Origin of the sequence: Polymorphospora sp. A560, from assembly GCF_045781765.1 — a bacterium.
GTDB classification, from domain to species: domain Bacteria; phylum Actinomycetota; class Actinomycetes; order Mycobacteriales; family Micromonosporaceae; genus Polymorphospora; species Polymorphospora lycopeni.
The window spans coordinates 2,259,173-2,277,105 of record NZ_CP122282.1 but is presented as its reverse complement, the minus strand read 5'-3'; the positions used below and the strand labels follow the sequence as shown (position 1 = coordinate 2,277,105).

General features: G+C 71.8%; 9 protein-coding genes. 4 read left to right on the top strand and 5 right to left on the bottom strand.

Annotated elements, in window-relative coordinates; genetic code table 11:
- Positions 1 to 246: 246 nt before the first annotated feature.
- Positions 247 to 1,173: a carbohydrate kinase gene (locus QCD66_RS10345; RefSeq protein WP_375737199.1), complete on the bottom strand. Its 927-nt coding sequence runs from the start codon at positions 1,171 to 1,173 to the stop codon at positions 247 to 249.
- A 54-nt stretch (positions 1,174 to 1,227) separates the two neighbouring features.
- Positions 1,228 to 3,594 carry an MMPL family transporter gene (locus QCD66_RS10340; protein WP_407567092.1) on the bottom strand — a complete coding sequence of 789 codons (2,367 nt, stop codon included), beginning with the start codon at positions 3,592 to 3,594 and terminating at the stop codon, positions 1,228 to 1,230.
- A 105-nt stretch (positions 3,595 to 3,699) separates the two neighbouring features.
- Between QCD66_RS10340 and QCD66_RS10335 the strand changes: the two genes are divergently transcribed.
- Positions 3,700 to 4,320 (top strand): TetR/AcrR family transcriptional regulator, encoded by a 621-nt coding sequence (locus QCD66_RS10335; RefSeq protein WP_375737184.1) that lies wholly within the window; start codon positions 3,700 to 3,702, stop codon positions 4,318 to 4,320.
- Between the two features lie 445 nt (positions 4,321 to 4,765).
- A complete protein-coding gene (locus tag QCD66_RS10330) occupies positions 4,766 to 5,806 on the top strand; it encodes a lytic polysaccharide monooxygenase (protein ID WP_364215604.1) in 1,041 nt (346 codons plus the stop codon).
- Positions 5,807 to 5,872: 66 nt separating this feature from the next.
- On the opposite strand, the gene asnB is transcribed toward QCD66_RS10330, so the two are convergent.
- Positions 5,873 to 7,840, bottom strand: coding sequence for an asparagine synthase (glutamine-hydrolyzing) (gene asnB / locus QCD66_RS10325; protein ID WP_407567091.1), 1,968 nt, complete (start codon positions 7,838 to 7,840; stop codon positions 5,873 to 5,875).
- Between the two features lie 153 nt (positions 7,841 to 7,993).
- Between asnB and QCD66_RS10320 the strand changes: the two genes are divergently transcribed.
- Together QCD66_RS10320 and QCD66_RS10315 are read left to right on the top strand one after the other, a co-directional pair.
- Complete coding sequence (locus QCD66_RS10320; protein ID WP_375737268.1) at positions 7,994 to 9,469, top strand: aminopeptidase P family protein; 1,476 nt, start codon at positions 7,994 to 7,996, stop codon at positions 9,467 to 9,469.
- Positions 9,470 to 9,607: 138 nt separating this feature from the next.
- Positions 9,608 to 11,224 carry an ABC transporter substrate-binding protein gene (locus QCD66_RS10315; RefSeq protein WP_375737269.1) on the top strand — a complete coding sequence of 539 codons (1,617 nt, stop codon included), beginning with the start codon at positions 9,608 to 9,610 and terminating at the stop codon, positions 11,222 to 11,224.
- A gap of 134 nt (positions 11,225 to 11,358) precedes the next feature.
- Here the strand turns inward: QCD66_RS10315 and QCD66_RS10310 are convergent, their stop codons facing one another.
- Together QCD66_RS10310 and pulA are read right to left on the bottom strand one after the other, a co-directional pair.
- A complete protein-coding gene (locus tag QCD66_RS10310; protein WP_375737270.1) occupies positions 11,359 to 12,108 on the bottom strand; it encodes a class I SAM-dependent methyltransferase in 750 nt (249 codons plus the stop codon).
- A 128-nt stretch (positions 12,109 to 12,236) separates the two neighbouring features.
- Complete coding sequence (gene pulA / locus QCD66_RS10305; RefSeq protein WP_375736046.1) at positions 12,237 to 17,717, bottom strand: pullulanase-type alpha-1,6-glucosidase; 5,481 nt, start codon at positions 17,715 to 17,717, stop codon at positions 12,237 to 12,239.
- Positions 17,718 to 17,933 lie beyond the last annotated feature (216 nt).

The following is a 17,933-nucleotide window of genomic DNA, read 5'->3' as shown; positions in this document are numbered from 1 at the left end:
AGCAGACGATCAAGTTGACGCCCACCCACCGACTCCCCCGCCCTGCCCGCCGCTTCCCGCACCCGCCCCCGCCCCCGCACCCGCACCCGCACCCGCACCCGCACCTGCACCTGCACCTGCACCTGCACCAAGATCCGGGTGATCAGGGAGTTTTCACCACGACACACCGACGACACGCACGACTCAATCCCTGATCACGCGGATCTTGCCGGGGCGGGGCAGGGCGAGGAACGGCGGGGCGGGGGGTTAGGGGAAGCGGGTTCTTACTTCGGTTTGGGTGGGCATGGCGGCGGCGCCGCCGGGAGACTCGCAGACCAGGCCGGCAACCCGCAGCGCGAAGTCGACCCGTACCCGCCAGCCGGCCAGGCCGGCCGGCAGCCCGTCGCGGAGCAACCCCTCGATCAGCGCCGCCATCACCGAGTCACCGGCACCGGTCGCGTCGACCGCGTCGACCACCGGGGCCGCCACGTCCACGGTCTCCGTCCCGTACGCGACCAGTGCTCCCGCCGCCCCGCGGGTGACGACGACCACCTCGGCGCCGAGCCCCAGCAACCGGGACGCGACCTGCTCCGGATCCTCGCCGTAGAGCGCGTCGGCGTCGGCGGCGCTGAGCTTGACCAGGTGGGCGGTGGCGGCGAATTCGGCGACGACGGCCCGCTGGTGGTCCCAGGCGGCCAGGTCGGGCAGCAGCCGGGGCCGGATGTTCGGGTCGAAGACGCGCAGTCCGCCGGTCAGCGCCCAGGCGCGCCGGGCGGCGGCCAGCGCCAGCGGTTGGAGCAGGACGATCGACCCGCAGTAGAGCACGGCCGCGCCGGTCACCAGGTCGGCGTCGAGCGCGTCGGCGTCGATCAGCCCGTACGAGGCGGGTTCGCCGTAGAAGCGGAAGTCGGGTTCGGCACCGGCGAAGGTGGCGACCGCGAGCGTGGTCGGCGCCGCGACGGTGACGGTGCCCCGCTGCCCGACTCCGGTGGCGGTGAGGAACTCGCGGATCCGGTCGGCGAGCACGTCGTCGCCGAGCGAGCCGGCGAACTCGACGGTGCCGCCGAGCCGGGCGACGCCGACCGCGACGTTGAGCGGCGCGCCTCCGATCACCCGCCGGTAGACCGGTTCCCCTTCGCATTCAGCTTCGAGCAGGTCGACCAGGGCCTCACCGAGCACCACCGCGTACCGCATGCGTCTCCTCACCGGTCGACCTGTCCACTATGACCGACGCGCCGGCCCGGCAGCCTACCGGCGCCGCGCCGGCACCGCACCGCCGGCCGAGCCCGCCCCGTCCACCGAGCCCGCCCCGCCGGCCGGCACCACGCCGCCCACCGAGCCCGCACCGCCAGCCGAGCCCGCACCGCCAGCCGAGCCCGCACCGCCAGCCGGCACCGCGCCGTCGACCGACACCACGCCGCCCACCGGCGCCGGGTCGGTACGGTGCGGGTCGAGGCGCCACTGCAACCGGCGCAGCGGGGCCGGCGCCCACCAGTTGGCCCGGCCGGCGAGACGCATGAAGGCCGGCACCAGGATCGCCCGGATGATGGTGGCGTCGACGAGGACGGCGATCGCGACGCCGATGCCGACCATCTGGAGGTACATGACCTCGCCGGTGGCGTACAGCGAGAACGACAAAGCGAGGATGACCGCGGCGGCGGTGACCAGCGGCGCGCTGCGCTGGATGCCTTCGAGGACGGCCCGCCGGTTGTCGCCGGTCGCCGCGTACCGCTCCTTGATCCGCGACAGCATGAAGACCTCGTAGTCCATGGACAGGCCGTATGCGACGCAGAAGATCAGGATCGGGAAGGTCGGGTCGACCGTACCGATCGGGGTGAAGCCGAGCAGGTCGGCCAGCGCCCCGTTCTGGAAGATCACGACGAGCGCGCCGAACATCACCGCCAGGCTCAGCAGGTTGAGGACGGTGGCCTTGACCGGGATGAGCAGGCTGCCGGACATCAGGAAGAGGATCACGAAGGTGACGACCAGGATGAGTACGCCGACCAGCGGCACCCGGTCCATCAGGGTGGCCCGGAAGTCGGTCAGCTCGGCCGGGTAGCCGCCGATCAGCAGCTCGCCGAACGGCGCCGGTACGGCACGCAGCCGCTCCATCAGCCCGGTGACGTCGGTGCCGGCGAGCACCTCGCGGGTCGGGATCGCCTCCAGCCGCTGGCCGTCGGCGCTGGTCAGCCGGTCGGCGGCGGGCTCGGCGGAGACCCGGTCGCCGGCGACGAAGACGCCGGCGGTGGAGTTGACCTGCCCGATCCCGGGCACCCGGGACAGTTCGCCGGCGTACCGGGCCACCGCGTCGGCGGGGGTGGCCCGGCCGGCCGGGGCGACGAAGTGGATCGCGTCGTTGGCCTCGTGGGCGAAGTTGGCCCGCAGCTCGTCGTACGCCTGCCGGGTCGAGGCGGTGGGTGGCAGGACCCGGTCGTCGGGCAGCCCGATCCGCAGGCCGAGCGCGGGTGCGCCGAGTGCGCCGACCAGCACCAGGCCGGCGGCGGCGAACAGGACGGGCCGCCGCATCACCCGGGCGCCGAGCCGGTACCAGAAGCCGCTTTCCTCGGCGGTCGCGGTGGCGGCCGGCCCGCGGCGCAGCGCGCGTGGTCCGAGCACGGCCAGTGCCGCCGGCAGCAGGACGAGGGCGCCGAGCACCGCCATGACCACGACGAGCACCCCGGCGTACGCGAACGAGCGCAGGAACGAGTACGGGAAGGCGAGCATCACCGACAGTGCGGCGGCGACGGTCAGCCCGCTGAAGATCACGGTACGGCCGGCGGTGCGTACCGTGGTCACCACGGCGTCGGTCACGGTGGCGCCGCGGGTGAGTTCCTCGCGGAACCGGGCGATGACGAACAGGCTGTAGTCGACGCCGAGCCCGATGCCCATGACCAGGGTGATGTTGGCGGCGAACGTGGAGATCTCGGTGATCTCGGCGAGTCCACGCAGCCCGGCGAGGGTGCCGAACACCGCGAACAGGCCGACGCCGAGGGTGAGCAGGGCCAGCCGTACCCGGCGGTAGAGCACGACCAGCAGCACCGCCATGAGCGGGATGATGAGCAGTTCGGCGCGGATGAAGTCGCGCGACGCCTGTTCGCTGACCTGGCTGGACACCGCTTCGGAGCCGGCGACCTGGACGCTGACCGGCCCGGTCGTGCGGGTGTACGCCGGCAGCAGCTTCTCGCGGATCTCGGCCCGGGTGGTGGTCGCGTCGCCTTCGACGTACGCCAGGACGAGCGCGTGCCGCTGGTCGGTGCTGCGCAGTGTCGGGTCACCGGGCCGGGACCAGTACGACCAGACGTCGCCGACCATGGGTTCGGCGCGCAGTTCGTCGGCGAGGGCGGTGCCGGCGGCGGCGACCGGCGCCGTGTCGACGGTGCCGGTCTCGGCGGTGACCAGCAGGACGAGGTTGGCGTTGCTGGTGCCGAAGTCGCGTTCGAGCAGTTGGCGGGCCTGTACGGATTCGCTGCCCGGCGCCTCCCAGCGGTTGAGGACCAGAACTCCCATCGCGGTGGCGCCGACGCCGGCGAGGGCGAGGGCGAGCAGCAGTCCGGCGATCAGGACGCGGCGCCGGCGGTGGGCGGTGAACGCGCCGAGCCGGGCGAGTGGTGACATGGTGGTCCCCTTGTGTCGTCTGCTGTTAGCGTCAGAAACACGAGCAATCGCCCGCGTTTTGCAAGATACGAGTGATCGCTCGCATTAGTCAAGGAGGTAGGAGCGGTGGCCGAACCCCGCCCCGTCCGCCGGCAGGCCCGCGGCGAACGCCGGATCGCCGAGATCCTGGATGCCGCGCTGAGCCTGTTCGCCGAGGTCGGCTACGAGGCCGCCACGACCAACGCGATCGCCGCCCGGGCCGGGATCTCCCCCGGCTCGCTCTACCAGTTCTTCCGCAACAAGGAGGCGATCGCGCAGGCCCTGTCGGCCCGCCTGGTCGAGGGGACCCGGGACGCGCACGCCACCGCCTTCGCCGACCGGCCGGTGGCCACCCTGCCGCTCGACGAACTCGTCGACCTGATGCTCGACCCGCTCATCGAGTTCAACGTGTCCAACCCGGGCGCCAAGTCCCTGTTCGGCAACACCGACATGCCGGCACAGCTCGCGGCGGCGACCCGGCCGCTGCACGAGGCGGTCACCCGGCGGGTCACCGCCGTGGTCACCGCCCGCGCCCCGCACCTGTCCGCCGTCGAGGCCGCCCGGACGGCGACCGTGGTCGTACAGATCGTCAAGGCCATGATGCCGCCTATCGTCGCGGCGGAAACCGAGGAGCGGGCCGCTCTGGTGACCGAACTCAAGCGGGCCATCCGCGGCTACCTGGCACCGCTCGAGGACGCCACCACCTGAAACATCGAAGTACGGCTATTGTGTCGGGCGCCGATCCGTGGTGCGATAGCCAGGCCGACACGGCGCGGGGGCTAACGCGCCGACAGGCGCCCTTGAGCCAGGCGCCGACAGGGCGCCCGCGAGCCGGGCGCCGACAGGTGTCCCGGCAGCCAGGCGCCGACAGGTGCCGGTGAACCGGGCGCCGACAGACCGGCACGCACGGAGCCACGCGAAGACCCAGGTCCGACACCGGGCCGCCGTTCGCGTGCCCGCCGAGCCGCCCCGCTTCCGACCTCCCCGGAGCAGCCGCTCGTCACCGCACACGACACCCGGTGCCGGTCCGCAGCACACCCGCGAACCGATGGAACCGTGCCGTCGGCCGTCCGGCCACCCCGCCGCGGTTCCGGCCTCGAAGGAGAACGTCGTGAGACTTCTACGCAAGGTGGCGGTGCTCTCCGCCGCCGCCATGCTGACCGCCGGCGTCGTGTCGGTCGTCAACCAGACCGCGGCCTGGTCGCACGGCGCCGCCATGGCGCCCGGCAGCCGCACCTACCTGTGCTGGAAGGACGGCCTCAGCCCGCAAGGCAACATCCAGCCGATCAACCCCGCCTGTACGGCCGCGGTGAACCAGGGCGGCGCCAACCCGCTCTACAACTGGTTCAGCGTGCTGCGCTCCGACGCGAACGGCCGGACCACCGGGTTCATCCCGGACGGCCAGCTGTGCAGCGGCGGCAACCCGGTGTTCTCGGCGTACGACGCGGCCCGCACCGACTGGCCGCTGACCCACCTGACCGCCGGCGCCAACTTCAACTTCCGGTACAGCAACTGGGCGCACCACCCGGGCACCTTCTACTTCTACGTGACGAAGAACAGCTGGAGCCCGACCCGGCCGCTGGCCTGGAGCGACCTGGAGGAGCAGCCGTTCCTCACGGTGACCAACCCGCCGCAGAACGGCGCGGTCGGCACCAACGAGGGCCACTACTACTTCAGCGGCAACCTGCCGTCGGGCAAGAGCGGCCGGCACATCATCTACTCGCGCTGGGTGCGCTCGGACAGCCAGGAGAACTTCTTCGGCTGCTCGGACGTGACCTTCGACGGCGGCAACGGCGAGGTCTCCGGCCTCGGCCGCGGCGGCAACGGCCCGAACCCCACCACCCCGCCGCCGAACCCGACCACTCCCCCGCCGAACCCGACCACCCCGCCGCCGGGCGGCTCCGGCTGCTCGGCGACGCACACGGTGGTCAGCTCCTGGAACGGCGGCTACCAGGGCGAAGTCAAGATCACCAACACCGGTGGTTCCACCATCGGCAACTGGACCGCGAAGTGGAACCTGGCGGCCGGCCAGAGCATCGGTTCACTCTGGAGCGGCTCACACACGGTGAGCGGTTCACAGGTGACGGTGACCAACGCGGCCTGGAACGGCAGCCTGGCACCGGGCGCCTCGACCACCTTCGGCTTCACCGCCGGCGGCAACGCCGGCTCACCGGCGGTGACCTGCACGGTGTGACCGTGACCGGATAAGGCGGCGGCCCGGACCGATTCGGTCCGGGCCGCCGTACGTTCCGAAGACGGGTCAGTGCACCATCGAGCCGACCACCGGCTTGGTCAGCAGCGCCGACTGGTTGCGCTGGATTCCGGGGTCGAGCGTGCGCGCCACGAAGATCGCGTGCCAGATGCAGAAGATCAGCACCGTCCACACCTTGCGGGAGTGGTCGGCCTCCTCCCGCTTGTGCTCCTCCAGCAGCCGCATCGCGTACGACAGGTCCAGCAGTTCGCCGGCGCCGGACGTGGCCAGCACGTGGCGGGCCCACTCGTACATCTCGCCGCGCAGCCACACCCGGGTCGGGGTCGGGAAGCCGAGCTTGCGCCGGTTGACGATCGCCGGCGGCACCACCCCCTGCAGGGCCTGGCGCATCGCGTACTTGGTGGCGTCGGAGCGCGGCGGCAGCTTCAGGTCGACCGGCACCTTCGCGGCGACCTCGAAGACCTCCTTGTCCAGGAACGGCACCCGGACCTCCAGCGAGTGCGCCATCGAGATCCGGTCGGCCTTGACCAGGATGTCGCCGCGCAGCCAGGTGTAGAGGTCGACGTACTGCATCTTGGTGACGTCGTCGAGTTCGGTGCACTCGGCGTAGATCGGGGCGGTCACGTCGGTGTAGCGCACGTTCGGGTCGTAGCGGCGCATCAGCTTCTGCTTCTCCGCCTCGGTGAACATCCGCGCGTTGCCGTAGTAGCGCTCCTCGATCGGCGTGGTGCCGCGCTCCAGGAAGCTCTTGCCCTTCACCCCCTGCGGGATGACCTTCGAGACCGCGCGCAGCCCCTTCTGCATCGGGTCCGGCAGCCCGTTGACGGTGCCGAGCGACAGCGGCTCGCGGTAGATCGTGTAGCCGCCGAAGAACTCGTCGGCGCCCTCGCCGGACAGCACCACGGTGACGTGCTCGGCCGCCTTCTTCGCCACGAAGTAGAGCGGCACCAGCGCCGGGTCGGCCACCGGGTCGTCGAGATGCCACACGATCTTGGGCAGCGCGTCGATCATGTCCTGCGGACCGATCTTCGTCGGGATCGTGGTCACCTCGAGGTGCCGGGCCGACTCCTGGGCGACGTCGATCTCCGAGTAGCCGGGCACGTCGTAGCCGACCGTGAAGGTCAGGATGTTCGGGTTGAACTCCCGGGCCAGGGCCACCACCGCGGTCGAGTCGATGCCGCTGGACAGGAACGAGCCGACCGGCACGTCGGCCCGCATGTGCATCCGTACGCTCTCGCGCAGCACCTCACGGATCTCGTCGTAGAGCCGCTGCGGCTCGGGCTGCGGGGTGGGCCGGAACACCGGTTGGTACCAGCGGCGCACGTCGACGCTGCCGCCGCCCGTCACGCTCCAGGTCAGGCACTCCCCCGACCCGATCCGGTGGATGCCCTGGTGCAGGGTGCGCGGCTCGGGGACGTACTGCAGCGTCAGGTAGTGCGACAGGTTGGCGGCGTCGACACCGGCGTCCCCGGCGTACGCCGAGTGCGCGAACGGCAGCAGCGCCTTCTTCTCCGACGCCAGGTAGATCCCGTCGGCGGTCTGGAGGTAGTGCAGCGGCTTGATCCCGAAGTGGTCCCGGGCGCCGAACGCCCTGCGCTCCAGGCGGTCCCAGATGACGAACGCGAACATGCCGCGCAGCTTGGTGAGCACCCGCTCACCCCAGAAGTGGTAGCCGGCGACGATCGCCTCGCCGTCACCGAGGGTGCTGAACTGGGCACCGAACTCGCGGGCCAACTCCTCGCGCAGCTCGATGTAGTTGTAGATCTCACCGTTGAACGTCAACAGGTAGCGGCCACCCGCGTACGGCAACGGTTCCTGGCTGTGCGCCACGTCGATGATCGACAGCCGCTTGTGGGCGAACACCGCGTCGGCGAACTGGCCGGTGGCGTCACCGATGATCTCCACACCGGTCTCGTCGGGCCCCCGGTGGTGGAGGCATTCGAGGGCACCGGCGATCGCGTCGCGGTGGGCGGCGGCGTCGCCGCGCGCGCTGAAGAAGGCCAGAAGTCCGCACATGGCGGCCATCTTTCCACGGTCCCGCCCGTCGTACGCCGGCACCGGCCCGACACCTGACGTATATCGCCGGACACCGGCGACCCACCCCCACCCGCGCGCGGTACGGTCGTCTACTGCGGGGACGGACCGCAAGCAACGTAGTGGGGAGGCGTCATGGGCGACGACCGGGTCGAAAACACGCAGGCGACACGCACCGAGTCACACGACCCGGACTTTCCGGAGAAGCTCCTCCAGTTCATGCGCGAGGGCTGGCGGGACGACCCGCTGCACGCCGGCCCACGCCCGGAGGTGCCCAACTACGCCAAGCGCCGGGCCGCCCTGTCCGCCGCCTTCGCCGGCGAGACCCTGGTCATCCCGACCGGCCGGGACAAGGTACGCGCCAACGACACCGAGTACGCCTTCCGGCCCGGCAGCGACTTCGCCTACCTGACCGGCGACTACGACCCGGGCAGCGTGCTGGTGCTGCGCCCCAACGGCGGCGGCCACGACGCGATCCTCTACACCCGGCCGCAGGCGGCCCGCGACCGCGACGACGAGTTCTTCCGCAGCCGCGACGGCGAGCTGTGGGTCGGCCGCCGCCACACGCTGGCCGAGAAGGCCACCGAACTGGGCCTGGAGACCGCGCCGCTGACCGAGCTGGCGGCCGCGCTGGCCGACTGCGCGCCGGGGCGTACCCGGGTGCTACGCGGGTTCGACGCTCGTGTCGACGCCACCGTCCGGCCGTACGACCCCAAGCGGGCCGGCGCCCGCGACCGGGAGCTGGCGGCGGTCCTGTCCGAGCTGAAGCTGGTCAAGGACGAGTGGGAGATCGCCCAGCTCCAGGACGCGATCGACGCCACCGTGCGCGGCTTCGAGGACGTGGCCCGGATCCTGCCCGCCGACCGGCCGGTCAGCGAGCGGCTGGTCGAGGGCGTCTTCGGGCTGCGCGCCCGGCACGACGGCAACGACGTCGGCTACGCCACGATCGTCGGCGCCGGCGCGCACGCCACGATCCTGCACTGGACCCGCAACACCGGCACCACCCGCCCCGGTGACCTGCTGCTGATGGACATGGGCGTGGAGAACCGGCACCTCTACACCGCCGACGTGACCCGCACCGTCCCGGTCAACGGCACGTTCACCCCGCTGCAGCGCCAGGTGTACGACGTCGTCTACGCCTCACAGCAGGCCGGCATGGACGCGATCAGGCCCGGTGTGAAGTTCCAGGACATCCACCTGACCTGCATGCGGGTCCTCGCCCAAGGCCTCGCCGACCTGGGCGTCCTGCCGGTCAGCGTCGACGAGGCGATGGAGTCCGACTCGTCGGTCTACCGCCGGTGGACGCTGCACGGCTTCGGCCACATGCTCGGCATCGACGTGCACGACTGCGCCAACGCCCGCAAGGAGCACTACCGCGACGGCACCCTCGCCGAGGGCAACGTGCTGACCGTGGAGCCCGGCCTCTACTTCCAGGCCGAGGACGACCTGGTGCCCGAGGAACTGCGCGGGGTCGGCGTACGCATCGAAGACGACGTGCTGGTGACCCCTGCCGGCGCGGTCAACCTCTCGGCGGGCCTGCCCCGGCGGTCCGACGAGGTGGAGAGCTGGCTCGCCACCCAGCGGGAGGCCGGTCACCGACTGCCCGGCTGACGCCCGTACCGAGCTCGAACGAGGCGCCCGGCGACCCGCCGGGCGCCGCACCGTGGTGCCCGGATGGATCCGTGCCACCGCGGTGCACGACCGTGCCGTCCCGCAGGGGGTGGGGCGGCACGACCACGAGGAGGTTTCATGCGGGTCCGCAGAGTCGCGGCCTGGACCACGGCGGCGCTGGTCGTCGCCTTCGGAGCCAGCGCCTGCACGGGCGGCGACGACGTGCCGGCGGACACGATCGTCGTCGGGCTGGCCGAGCCGGCGCACCTGATCCCGTCGAACACCGTCGAACCCAACGGGGCGCAGGTGCTGGCCGCGCTGTTCACCCCGCTGGTCGGCTTCGACGCCGAGCACCGACCGGTGCCGCTCGCGGCCGAGTCGGTCGAGTCCGAGGACAACCTGGAATGGACGGTCCGGCTCAAGCCCGACTTCACCTTCCACAACGGCGAGAAGGTCACCGCCGACAGCTACGTCAACGCCTGGAACCACGCCGCGTACGGCCCGAACGGGCAGGCCGGCGGCTACCTGTTCGAGAAGGTCGACGGCTACGCCGACCTCCAGAAGATCGACCCGGACGGCCCGGACGGCGAACGACCGGCCGCCGAACCCAAGGCCCGTACGCTCACCGGCCTGGCCAAGGTCGACGACCTGACCTTCACCGTCCGGCTCTCGGCGCCGTTCGCCGAGTTCCCGTCGGTGCTCGGGCACCGCGCGTTCCTGCCGCTGCCGGCGTCGGCGTGGCAGGCCGAGGGGGTGCTGAAGCCCGACTTCGAGCAGGCCGTGGTCGGCCAGGGGCCGTTCCGGCTGAAGGGCACGTGGCAGCGCGGGGCGCCCATCGAGGTCGAGCGCTACGACGCCTACCCGGCGGAGAAGCCCCGGCTGCGCGGCGTGCAGTTCCGGGTCTACGACCAGCTCTCGGCCGGTCTCGCCGACGTCACCGACGGCGAGACCGACCTGATCCGCAACATCCCGGCCGCGAGCGTGGACGCGGCGCAGGAGGCGCTCGGCGACCGGCTGCGCAACGGCGCGAACTCCGCGTACCAGTTCCTGGCGTTCCCGACGTACGAGCCGGAGTTCGCCTCGCCGGAGGTGCGCCGGGCGATCTCGATGGCGATCGACCGGGACGCCGTCGACGGCTCCGGTGACCAGCAGGCGCCGGCCCGCTCGTTCGTCTCCCCGCTGGTGGCCGGGGCCCGGCCGGACACCTGCGGCGAGGCGTGCGTGTTCGACGCGGCCAAGGCCAGGGCGGCGTACGAGGCGGCGAAGGGTCCGGCGGCGCTGCGCATCACGTTCAACGACGACGGCGGCCACCGCGAGTGGGTCGACGCGGTCTGCGGCCAGTTGCGCACCAACCTCGGCGTGGAGTGCGAGGCGGTGGCCGAGCCGACGTACCGCGACGTGCTGCGCAAGGTCGACGCGCGGCAGCCGGTCGGCCTGTTCCGGCAGTCGTGGTCGATGGACTACCCGTCGATGGAGAACTACCTGGGCCCGCTGTACGCCAGCGGCGGCTCGTCGAACTACTCCGGGTTCAGCGACGCCGGCTTCGACGCGCTGCTGCGCGAGGCTGGCCGGGCCGCCGACCAGGCCGCCGCGATCACCAAGTACCAGGAGGCGGAGGCGCTGCTGGCCGAGCAGGTGCCGGTGCTGCCGCTGCGCTTCGGCCGGGAGAGCTACGGCCACTCCGAGCGGGTCCGCAACGTCGAGACCGACGCGTACGGCCAGATCGACCTGTTGAAGATCGAACTGACCGGCTGACGGCCCGGCCCGGCCGGGTCTCGGGCCCTACGGCCCGGGGACATGTTGCTGTTCGCGGCCACAGCGAATTCGATGTATCCACACCGAATTCGCTGTGGCCCGCGACAGCTACCCCTTCCCGGGGGCGCGGCCCGTCAGCGCTTGCGGGCGAACCAGACCTCTTCGCTCGGCCACCTACGCGCCCAGTCGAGGCCGACGAAGTCGTACGCGGTCTGCGCGCCCTCCGGCGCCCGCACCTCGATCAGGTCCTCGACCTCGAAGCCGCAGCGCCGCAGCAGCCGGATCATCTCGCCGTGCGGCAGGTGGAACTCGACCCCTTCGTCCGGCCACTCGAGACGGTGCATCCCGAACAGCGGGCGCAGCAGCGTCTCGCCGGCCGCGCCGGTGTCGGGCATCGTCAGCATCAGCTGGACCGAGTTGGCCAGGAAGATCAGCCGGCCGCCGGGGCGCAGTAGCCGGGCCGCCTCGGGGATCCACCGGTACGGGTCGCACCAGATCGCCGCGCCGTACTCGCTGATCGCCAGGTCGGCGCAGGCGTCCGGCAGCGGCACCTCCTCGGCGTTGGCCAGGATCAGCGGGAAGTGCAGGTCGAAGCGTTCCTGCATGGCGCGGGCGGTGGCGAGCTGGCGGGGTGAGTTGTCGATGCCGATCGGGCGGGCGCCGCGGCGGGCCAGCCAGGCGGAGACGTAGGCGGTGCCGCAGCCGAGTTCGACCGCGTCGAGTCCGTCGACGTCGGCGGGCAGGACCGGCAGCTCGGACTGCGGGATCTTCCAGATGCCCCAGTCGGGTTCGTCGGCCGCCCAGTTGCCGGGGGCCCGCTCGGCGTACCAGTCGGCGATGTTGTCCCAGACCTCACGGTTGGTCTGTACGTGGTCGGTGGTCACGGCTAATTGCACGCCGCGTGACCCCGCCCCGGCAACGGATTTCACCGAACCCCGCGATCTTGCACTTGTCGCCCCCCCATAACAGACGAACGGAGGAGACAAGTGCAAGATCGCGGGGATGTCGGGGGTCAGCGTTCCACGTACACGGCCACGCTGCGGGCCGGAACGGTGAAGGTGCCGGACGCGCGGTCGAAGGACGCCGTACGCAGGACCGGGTCGGCCGAGCCGGCCAGCACCGGGTGCAGGGCGACGTTCGCGCCGCGCAGCCCGTCGACCTTCTGGCTGGCGGCCCCGGGGCCGGCGTTGAAGACGACGGTCACCGACTTCCACTGCCGGTCCAGGCCCCGGCCGTCGAGCCGCATGGTGATCACGCCCGGCGTCTCGGCGGTGCCGGAGAGCGGGAACGTCACCCGCTTCTGCACCTCGGCGGCGGTCGGCAGCCCGAACACCGGCGACGACTCCCGGATCCGCAGCAGCTCCCGGTAACGCGCGTCGGTCAGCCCGACCGCGGCACAGTCCGGCACCAGCGCCGCGTTCGCCAGCAGCGGCCGGGCGTACGACCACTTCTCCTGGTTGTCACCGGCCGGCGGCAGCCCGATGCCGAAGCCGTTGCCGTCGGCGCAGTCCCAGCGGATCTGGTTGAACCAGTCGCCGGAGTTGTAGGAGTTGCGATCGAGCGACTTCGACCGCAGCCGCTCGGTGCCGGTGGTGACGAACCCGGTCCCCTGCCCCATCACGACGGTGGCGAGGGCGAGGACCTGCATCCGGGCCCGGTCGGTCATCGAGGTGCCGGTCGGCAGCTTGTACACCAGCGCGTCGTACAGGATCTCGTTGTCGTGCGCGTCGACGTACGTGACCGCCTCGCCGGGCGCGGCGGTGTAGCCGGCCGGTGAGCCGTTGTAGTCGACCTGCCGGCCGGTGACCGGGGTGCCGGCGGTGGAGGTGAACCGGTAGTCGGCGAGGTTGCCGGTCAGGCCCACCTTGATCTGGTCGTGCTGGTGCAGCAGCCGGGCCCGCTGCGCGGCCTCGTCACCGTTGACCGGGTCACCGTTCGGGTCGGTGAACAGGCCGCTGGCGAACCCCTGCACGCGCGGGTTCTCGTCGAACGGGCCGCCGCCGCGTACGGCGTCGCGGAGCCGGTCGTTGAAGGTGCCGATGCCGGTGCCGGCCATGTTGAACTGGGTGGCCTGGACGAAGCGGGCGTTGCCGGTGACCTCGCCGAAGTCCCAGCCCTCGCCGTAGAGCAGGATCGCCTTGCCGTCGACCCCGTCCTTGCGAACGGTCAGTTCGTCGAGGGCCTTGCGTACGGCGAGCATGTTGGCCTTCGGGTGGTGGCCCATCAGGTCGAACCGGAACCCGTCGACCTTGTACGCCCGGGCCCAGGTGACGACCGACTCGACGATCAGCTTGTCCATCATCGCGTGTTCGGGTGCGGTGTTGGCGCAGCAGGTGGAGTTGGCGACGGCGCCGTCGTCGAGCAGTCGGTGGTAGTAGCCGGGCACCACCTGGTCGAGGACCGACTTGGGGTCGGCGCCGGCGGCCGAGGTGTGGTTGTAGACGACGTCCATGACCACCCGCAGGCCGGAGTTGTTGACCCCGGCGACCATCTGCCGGAACTCCCGGGTGCGGGCGGCGCCGGCCGGGTCGACGGCGTACCCGCCCTCCGGGGTGGTGTAGTGCAGCGGGTCGTACCCCCAGTTGTAGCCGTCGGTGTCGGCGACGGCGGCGATGCACGCCTGCTGCTGTTCGGAGTCCGGCGGCAGGGCGGCCAGGTCGCAGTCCGGCTGCGCCTGGTCGGCGCGACGTTCGGGGATGGTGGCGAAGTCGAACGCCGGCAGCAGGTGCAGGTGGGTGACGCCGGCGTCGGCGATGCCGCGCAGGTGCCGCATGCCGGCGGTCCCGGGGTCGGTGAAGGCGAGGTAGGTGCCGCGCCGGTCGGCGGGCACGGTGTCGTCGGCGATGGAGAAGTCGCGTACGGACAGTTCGGTGATCTGGGTACGGCTGGACGGCACCGCGGCCGGCTTGCGCAGCTTGTCCCAGCCGGCCGGGGCGAGGCCGGGGTCGGCCAGGTCGACGATCTGGGTGTGGGTCGAGTCGGCGGCGAGCGCCACCGAGTACGGGTCGGTGACCGAGGCGGTGACGATCCGCTGCACGGCCGGCTGCCACGCCTCGATCCGGTAGCGGTAGTAGCGGCCGGTCCAGTTCTTCTCGCCGGTCACCGACCAGACGCCGGTGCGGTCGTCGCGGCGCATGGTGACCTGTCGCGGGGTGCCGGCCGGGGTGTCGAAGAGTTCGAGGCCGACGGTACGGGCGGTCGGTGCCCAGACGGCGAGGGTGGGCCGGCCGCCGCGGAAGGTGGCGCCGAGGTCGGCGTCGGTGGCCTTGGCGTAGAGGTCGTCGAGGACGCCGGGGATCTGCACCCCGGTGGCGGAGATCAGGTTGCCCTCGTGGTCGCGTTCGGTGACGACGAGCTGGCCGCGTAGCGCGGCGGCGAGCTTGCCGTGGTCGCGCTTGTCGACCGCGAGTGCCTCGTACGCCCACAGGTGCGGGAACGTCGCGCGCTGCGCCTCGGTGAGCCCGTTGGGGGTGGCCCGCAGCGGGATCGTGGTGTGCTCGCCGACGAGTTCGTCATCCACGATGGACAGTCCACCGGCCGGCGCGGAGACCAGGTCGTAGCGGCGGCCGTCGGTCGGGCCGACCTGCCAGGCGATCGTGGACCGGTCGATCCAGTGCGCCCGCTGCTTGCTGATGTCGAGATCGCGGGTGGCGCCGGCGGACACCGGCAGCAGCCGGCCCGGAGTGGCGGCCAGCAGCCACGCCTCCCGCCCGGCGGTGGCGAAGTCGAGCCGCTGGTCCTCGGGCAGGTCCTTGGTGTCGCCCTTGTGGATGATGTAGCTCAGCCCGGTCGCGCCGGCGGACAGCGGCACCCGGAAGGTGACCCCGAAGGCGTCGGTCTGTGCCGGCGGCAGCGGCGCCGACCAGTCGGTGGGGTTGGCCGCGCCGTCCCAGACGTGCAGCCCCCAGCCGTCGTAGTCGCCGGCCGGCCGCCGGTAGTGCAGGACCGCGGTGTTCTCGTCGACGGGCGGATCCGGTTGCCCGGTGGCCGCCTGGCGGGTGGGATAGATGGTCGGGTCTCCCTGTTTGATCCAGATCTCGCCGGTCTGGCTCACGTCGATGGTCCGGTCGGCGTCGACGTCCTTGACGCCGTCGCCGTCGACCACGATGAAGCCGACCTGCTTGGCACCGGGCTTCAGTTTGACCCAGGCGAAGCGGCCGTACGGATCCTCCCCGGCGAACGGCTGCCCGGCCGGCCACTGCGTGACGTACGCCGGGTCGATGTCGCCCCAGGCGTAGAGGTTCCAGTCGTCGTAGCCGCCTTCCGGCCGCTGGTAGTGCACGACCGCCCAGTCCCGGGACTCCGCGACCGGCGGGGTGCCGACGGTGACGACGCGCTTGGCGGCGGCGGTGCGGCCCCGGCTGTCGCGTACCGCGGCCTTGTATTCGACGCGGGTGCCGGCGGCCAGGCCGTCGAGGTCGTGGTGGACGGTGTACGGGGCCCGGTCGGCGGTGCCGACCAGCGTCCATTTCCCGTCGCCGACCTTGGCGGCGACGGTGACCGTGGACAGCGGGTCGCCGGTGACGTCGGCGACGACGGCGGCGCGGGTGGCCACGGCGGCGCCGGCGGCCGGGGCGCTGATCGTCACGGCCGGCTTGGCGCCGGGCTGCGGGACGGCCTTGTCGGCGCGCAGGGCGACGGCGGACAGCGGCGGCACGGTGATGGTGAGCCTGCCGTCGGCGCCGGCCCGGGTGGTGACGTCCGTGCCGTGGACGCCGCGGAAGTTCGCCCCGGCCGACCAGGTGTCGACGGTGACGGTCTGCGCGGTGCCGGCGTTGTTGACCGCGGCGACGTACTCGATCCGCTGCTTCGGGTCGACGCGGGAGAAGGCGAAGACGCCGGGGCCGTCGGCGGCGTACCGGGTGACCTGGATTCCGTCCCGCAGCGCCGGGTGGTCGCGGCGCAGCTTGCCGAGGTCGGCGACGGTCCGGTAGAGCGGGTGGCGGGTGTCGTAGTTGTCGGTGGCGTGGGTGGCGTCGGTGCCGATCAGGTCGTCGTCGAGGTAGTCCGGCGTACGGCTGGCGAACTGGGTCTGCCGGGCGTCCTTGTCGCCGCCGGGGCCGGTGAAGCCCTGCTCGTCGCCGGCGTAGACGACCGGCTGGCCGCGGGTGAGGAACATCAGCTCGTGGGCGAGCTGGTCGCGGCGCAGGTGGGTGGCCGGGTCGGTGGAACCGCCGGCGATGAACGAGCCGATCCGGCCGACGTCGTGGTTGCCGAGGAAGGTCGGCAGCCGGCCGGCGCCGGTGTCGCGGGCGGCGTAGAGGTCGTCGCGGGCGTAGAGGTCGGCGAGCGTACGCGCCGACGCGTCGGCGGCGACGTAGCCGCGGGTGGTCTCCTGGAAGGCGAAGTCGAGGGTGGCTTGCAGCTCGCCCTGCCGGACGTAGGTGGAGGTGACCTCGGGGTCGCCGCTGTAGACCTCGCCGAACATGAAGAAGTCGGGCTTGCCGGCGCGCTTCGCGGCCTGCTCGATGCCGCGGCTGAACTGCGGCCAGAAGTCGAGGTTGGTGTGCTTGACGGTGTCGAGCCGGTAGCCGTCGACGCCGGTCTCGGCGATCCAGTCGGCGAAGATCTTCGTCATGCCGCGGACCACCTCGGGACGCTCGGTCCACAGGTCGTCGAGGCCGTAGAAGTCGCCGTACTCGCTGTTCTCGCCGGCGAAGGTGCTGTCGCCGCGGTTGTGGTACATCGTCGGGTCGTTGAGCCACGCCGGCACCTTGACCCGGGCGTCGGCGGGGGTGGCGAAGGCCGGCGTGTACGGGAACGAGTCGGTGTTCACCTTCGGGAAGTCGCGGCTGCCGTCGGCGTAGTTGCGGTCGTCGAACGGCCGGCCCTGGGCGTCGCGGTACGGCGCGGTGGCCTTGTCGACGTAGGTGTACTGGTCCTCTTCGTACCTGATGACGTCGGCGGTGTGGTTGACGATCACGTCGAGGTAGATCTTGATGCCGCGCTGGTGGGCCAGCCTCACCAGCCTCTTCAGGTCGGCGGTCGTGCCGAAGTGCGGGTCGACCTGGGTGAAGTCGGTGATCCAGTAGCCGTGGTAGCCGGCCGACACGTCGGCGCCGGTGCCCTGCACGGGCCGGTTCTTGAAGACCGGGGCGAGCCAGATGGCGGTGGTGCCCAGACCCTGGATGTAGTCGAGCCGGTCCATGACGCCCTTGAGGTCGCCGCCGTGGTAGAAGCCCTTGTCGGTCGGGTCGTAGCCGGTGCCGAGCCGGTCGCCGGACAGGCCGCCGCGGTCGTTGCGCGGGTCGCCGTTGGCGAACCGGTCGGGCAGTACGAAGTAGAACTGCTCGGCGCGGGTGGCGCCGGGGCGGGCCTTGGCGAGTACGTCCGCCGACGGTTCGCTGCTCCACTGCTGGGCGCCGGCGGGGGCGGCGGCGTGCGCGGGGCGGGCGCCGGTCGGGTACACCGCGACCGGGGTGCCGACGAGGGCGAGCGCGAGAAGGGCGACGAGGGCGAGCGGGGCTGGGCGCGTGCGTGGCGGGGGTTTCATCGACGGCCTTCCTAGGGTCGCGGATTCGCACGCACGCTAGCCTTTGCGGAAACCTTCTGCAAGACCTTGCAGACCCCAGCGTTCGCCATGCATCATCTTGCGCAAGTAACACCCCCGAAACACGCCCGCGATCTTGTAGTTATCTCCCCCCTTTGCCCTTTATGGGGGGCGACAAGTGCAAGATCGCGGGAAAGCGCCGGGCGAGCAGCGCGGCGA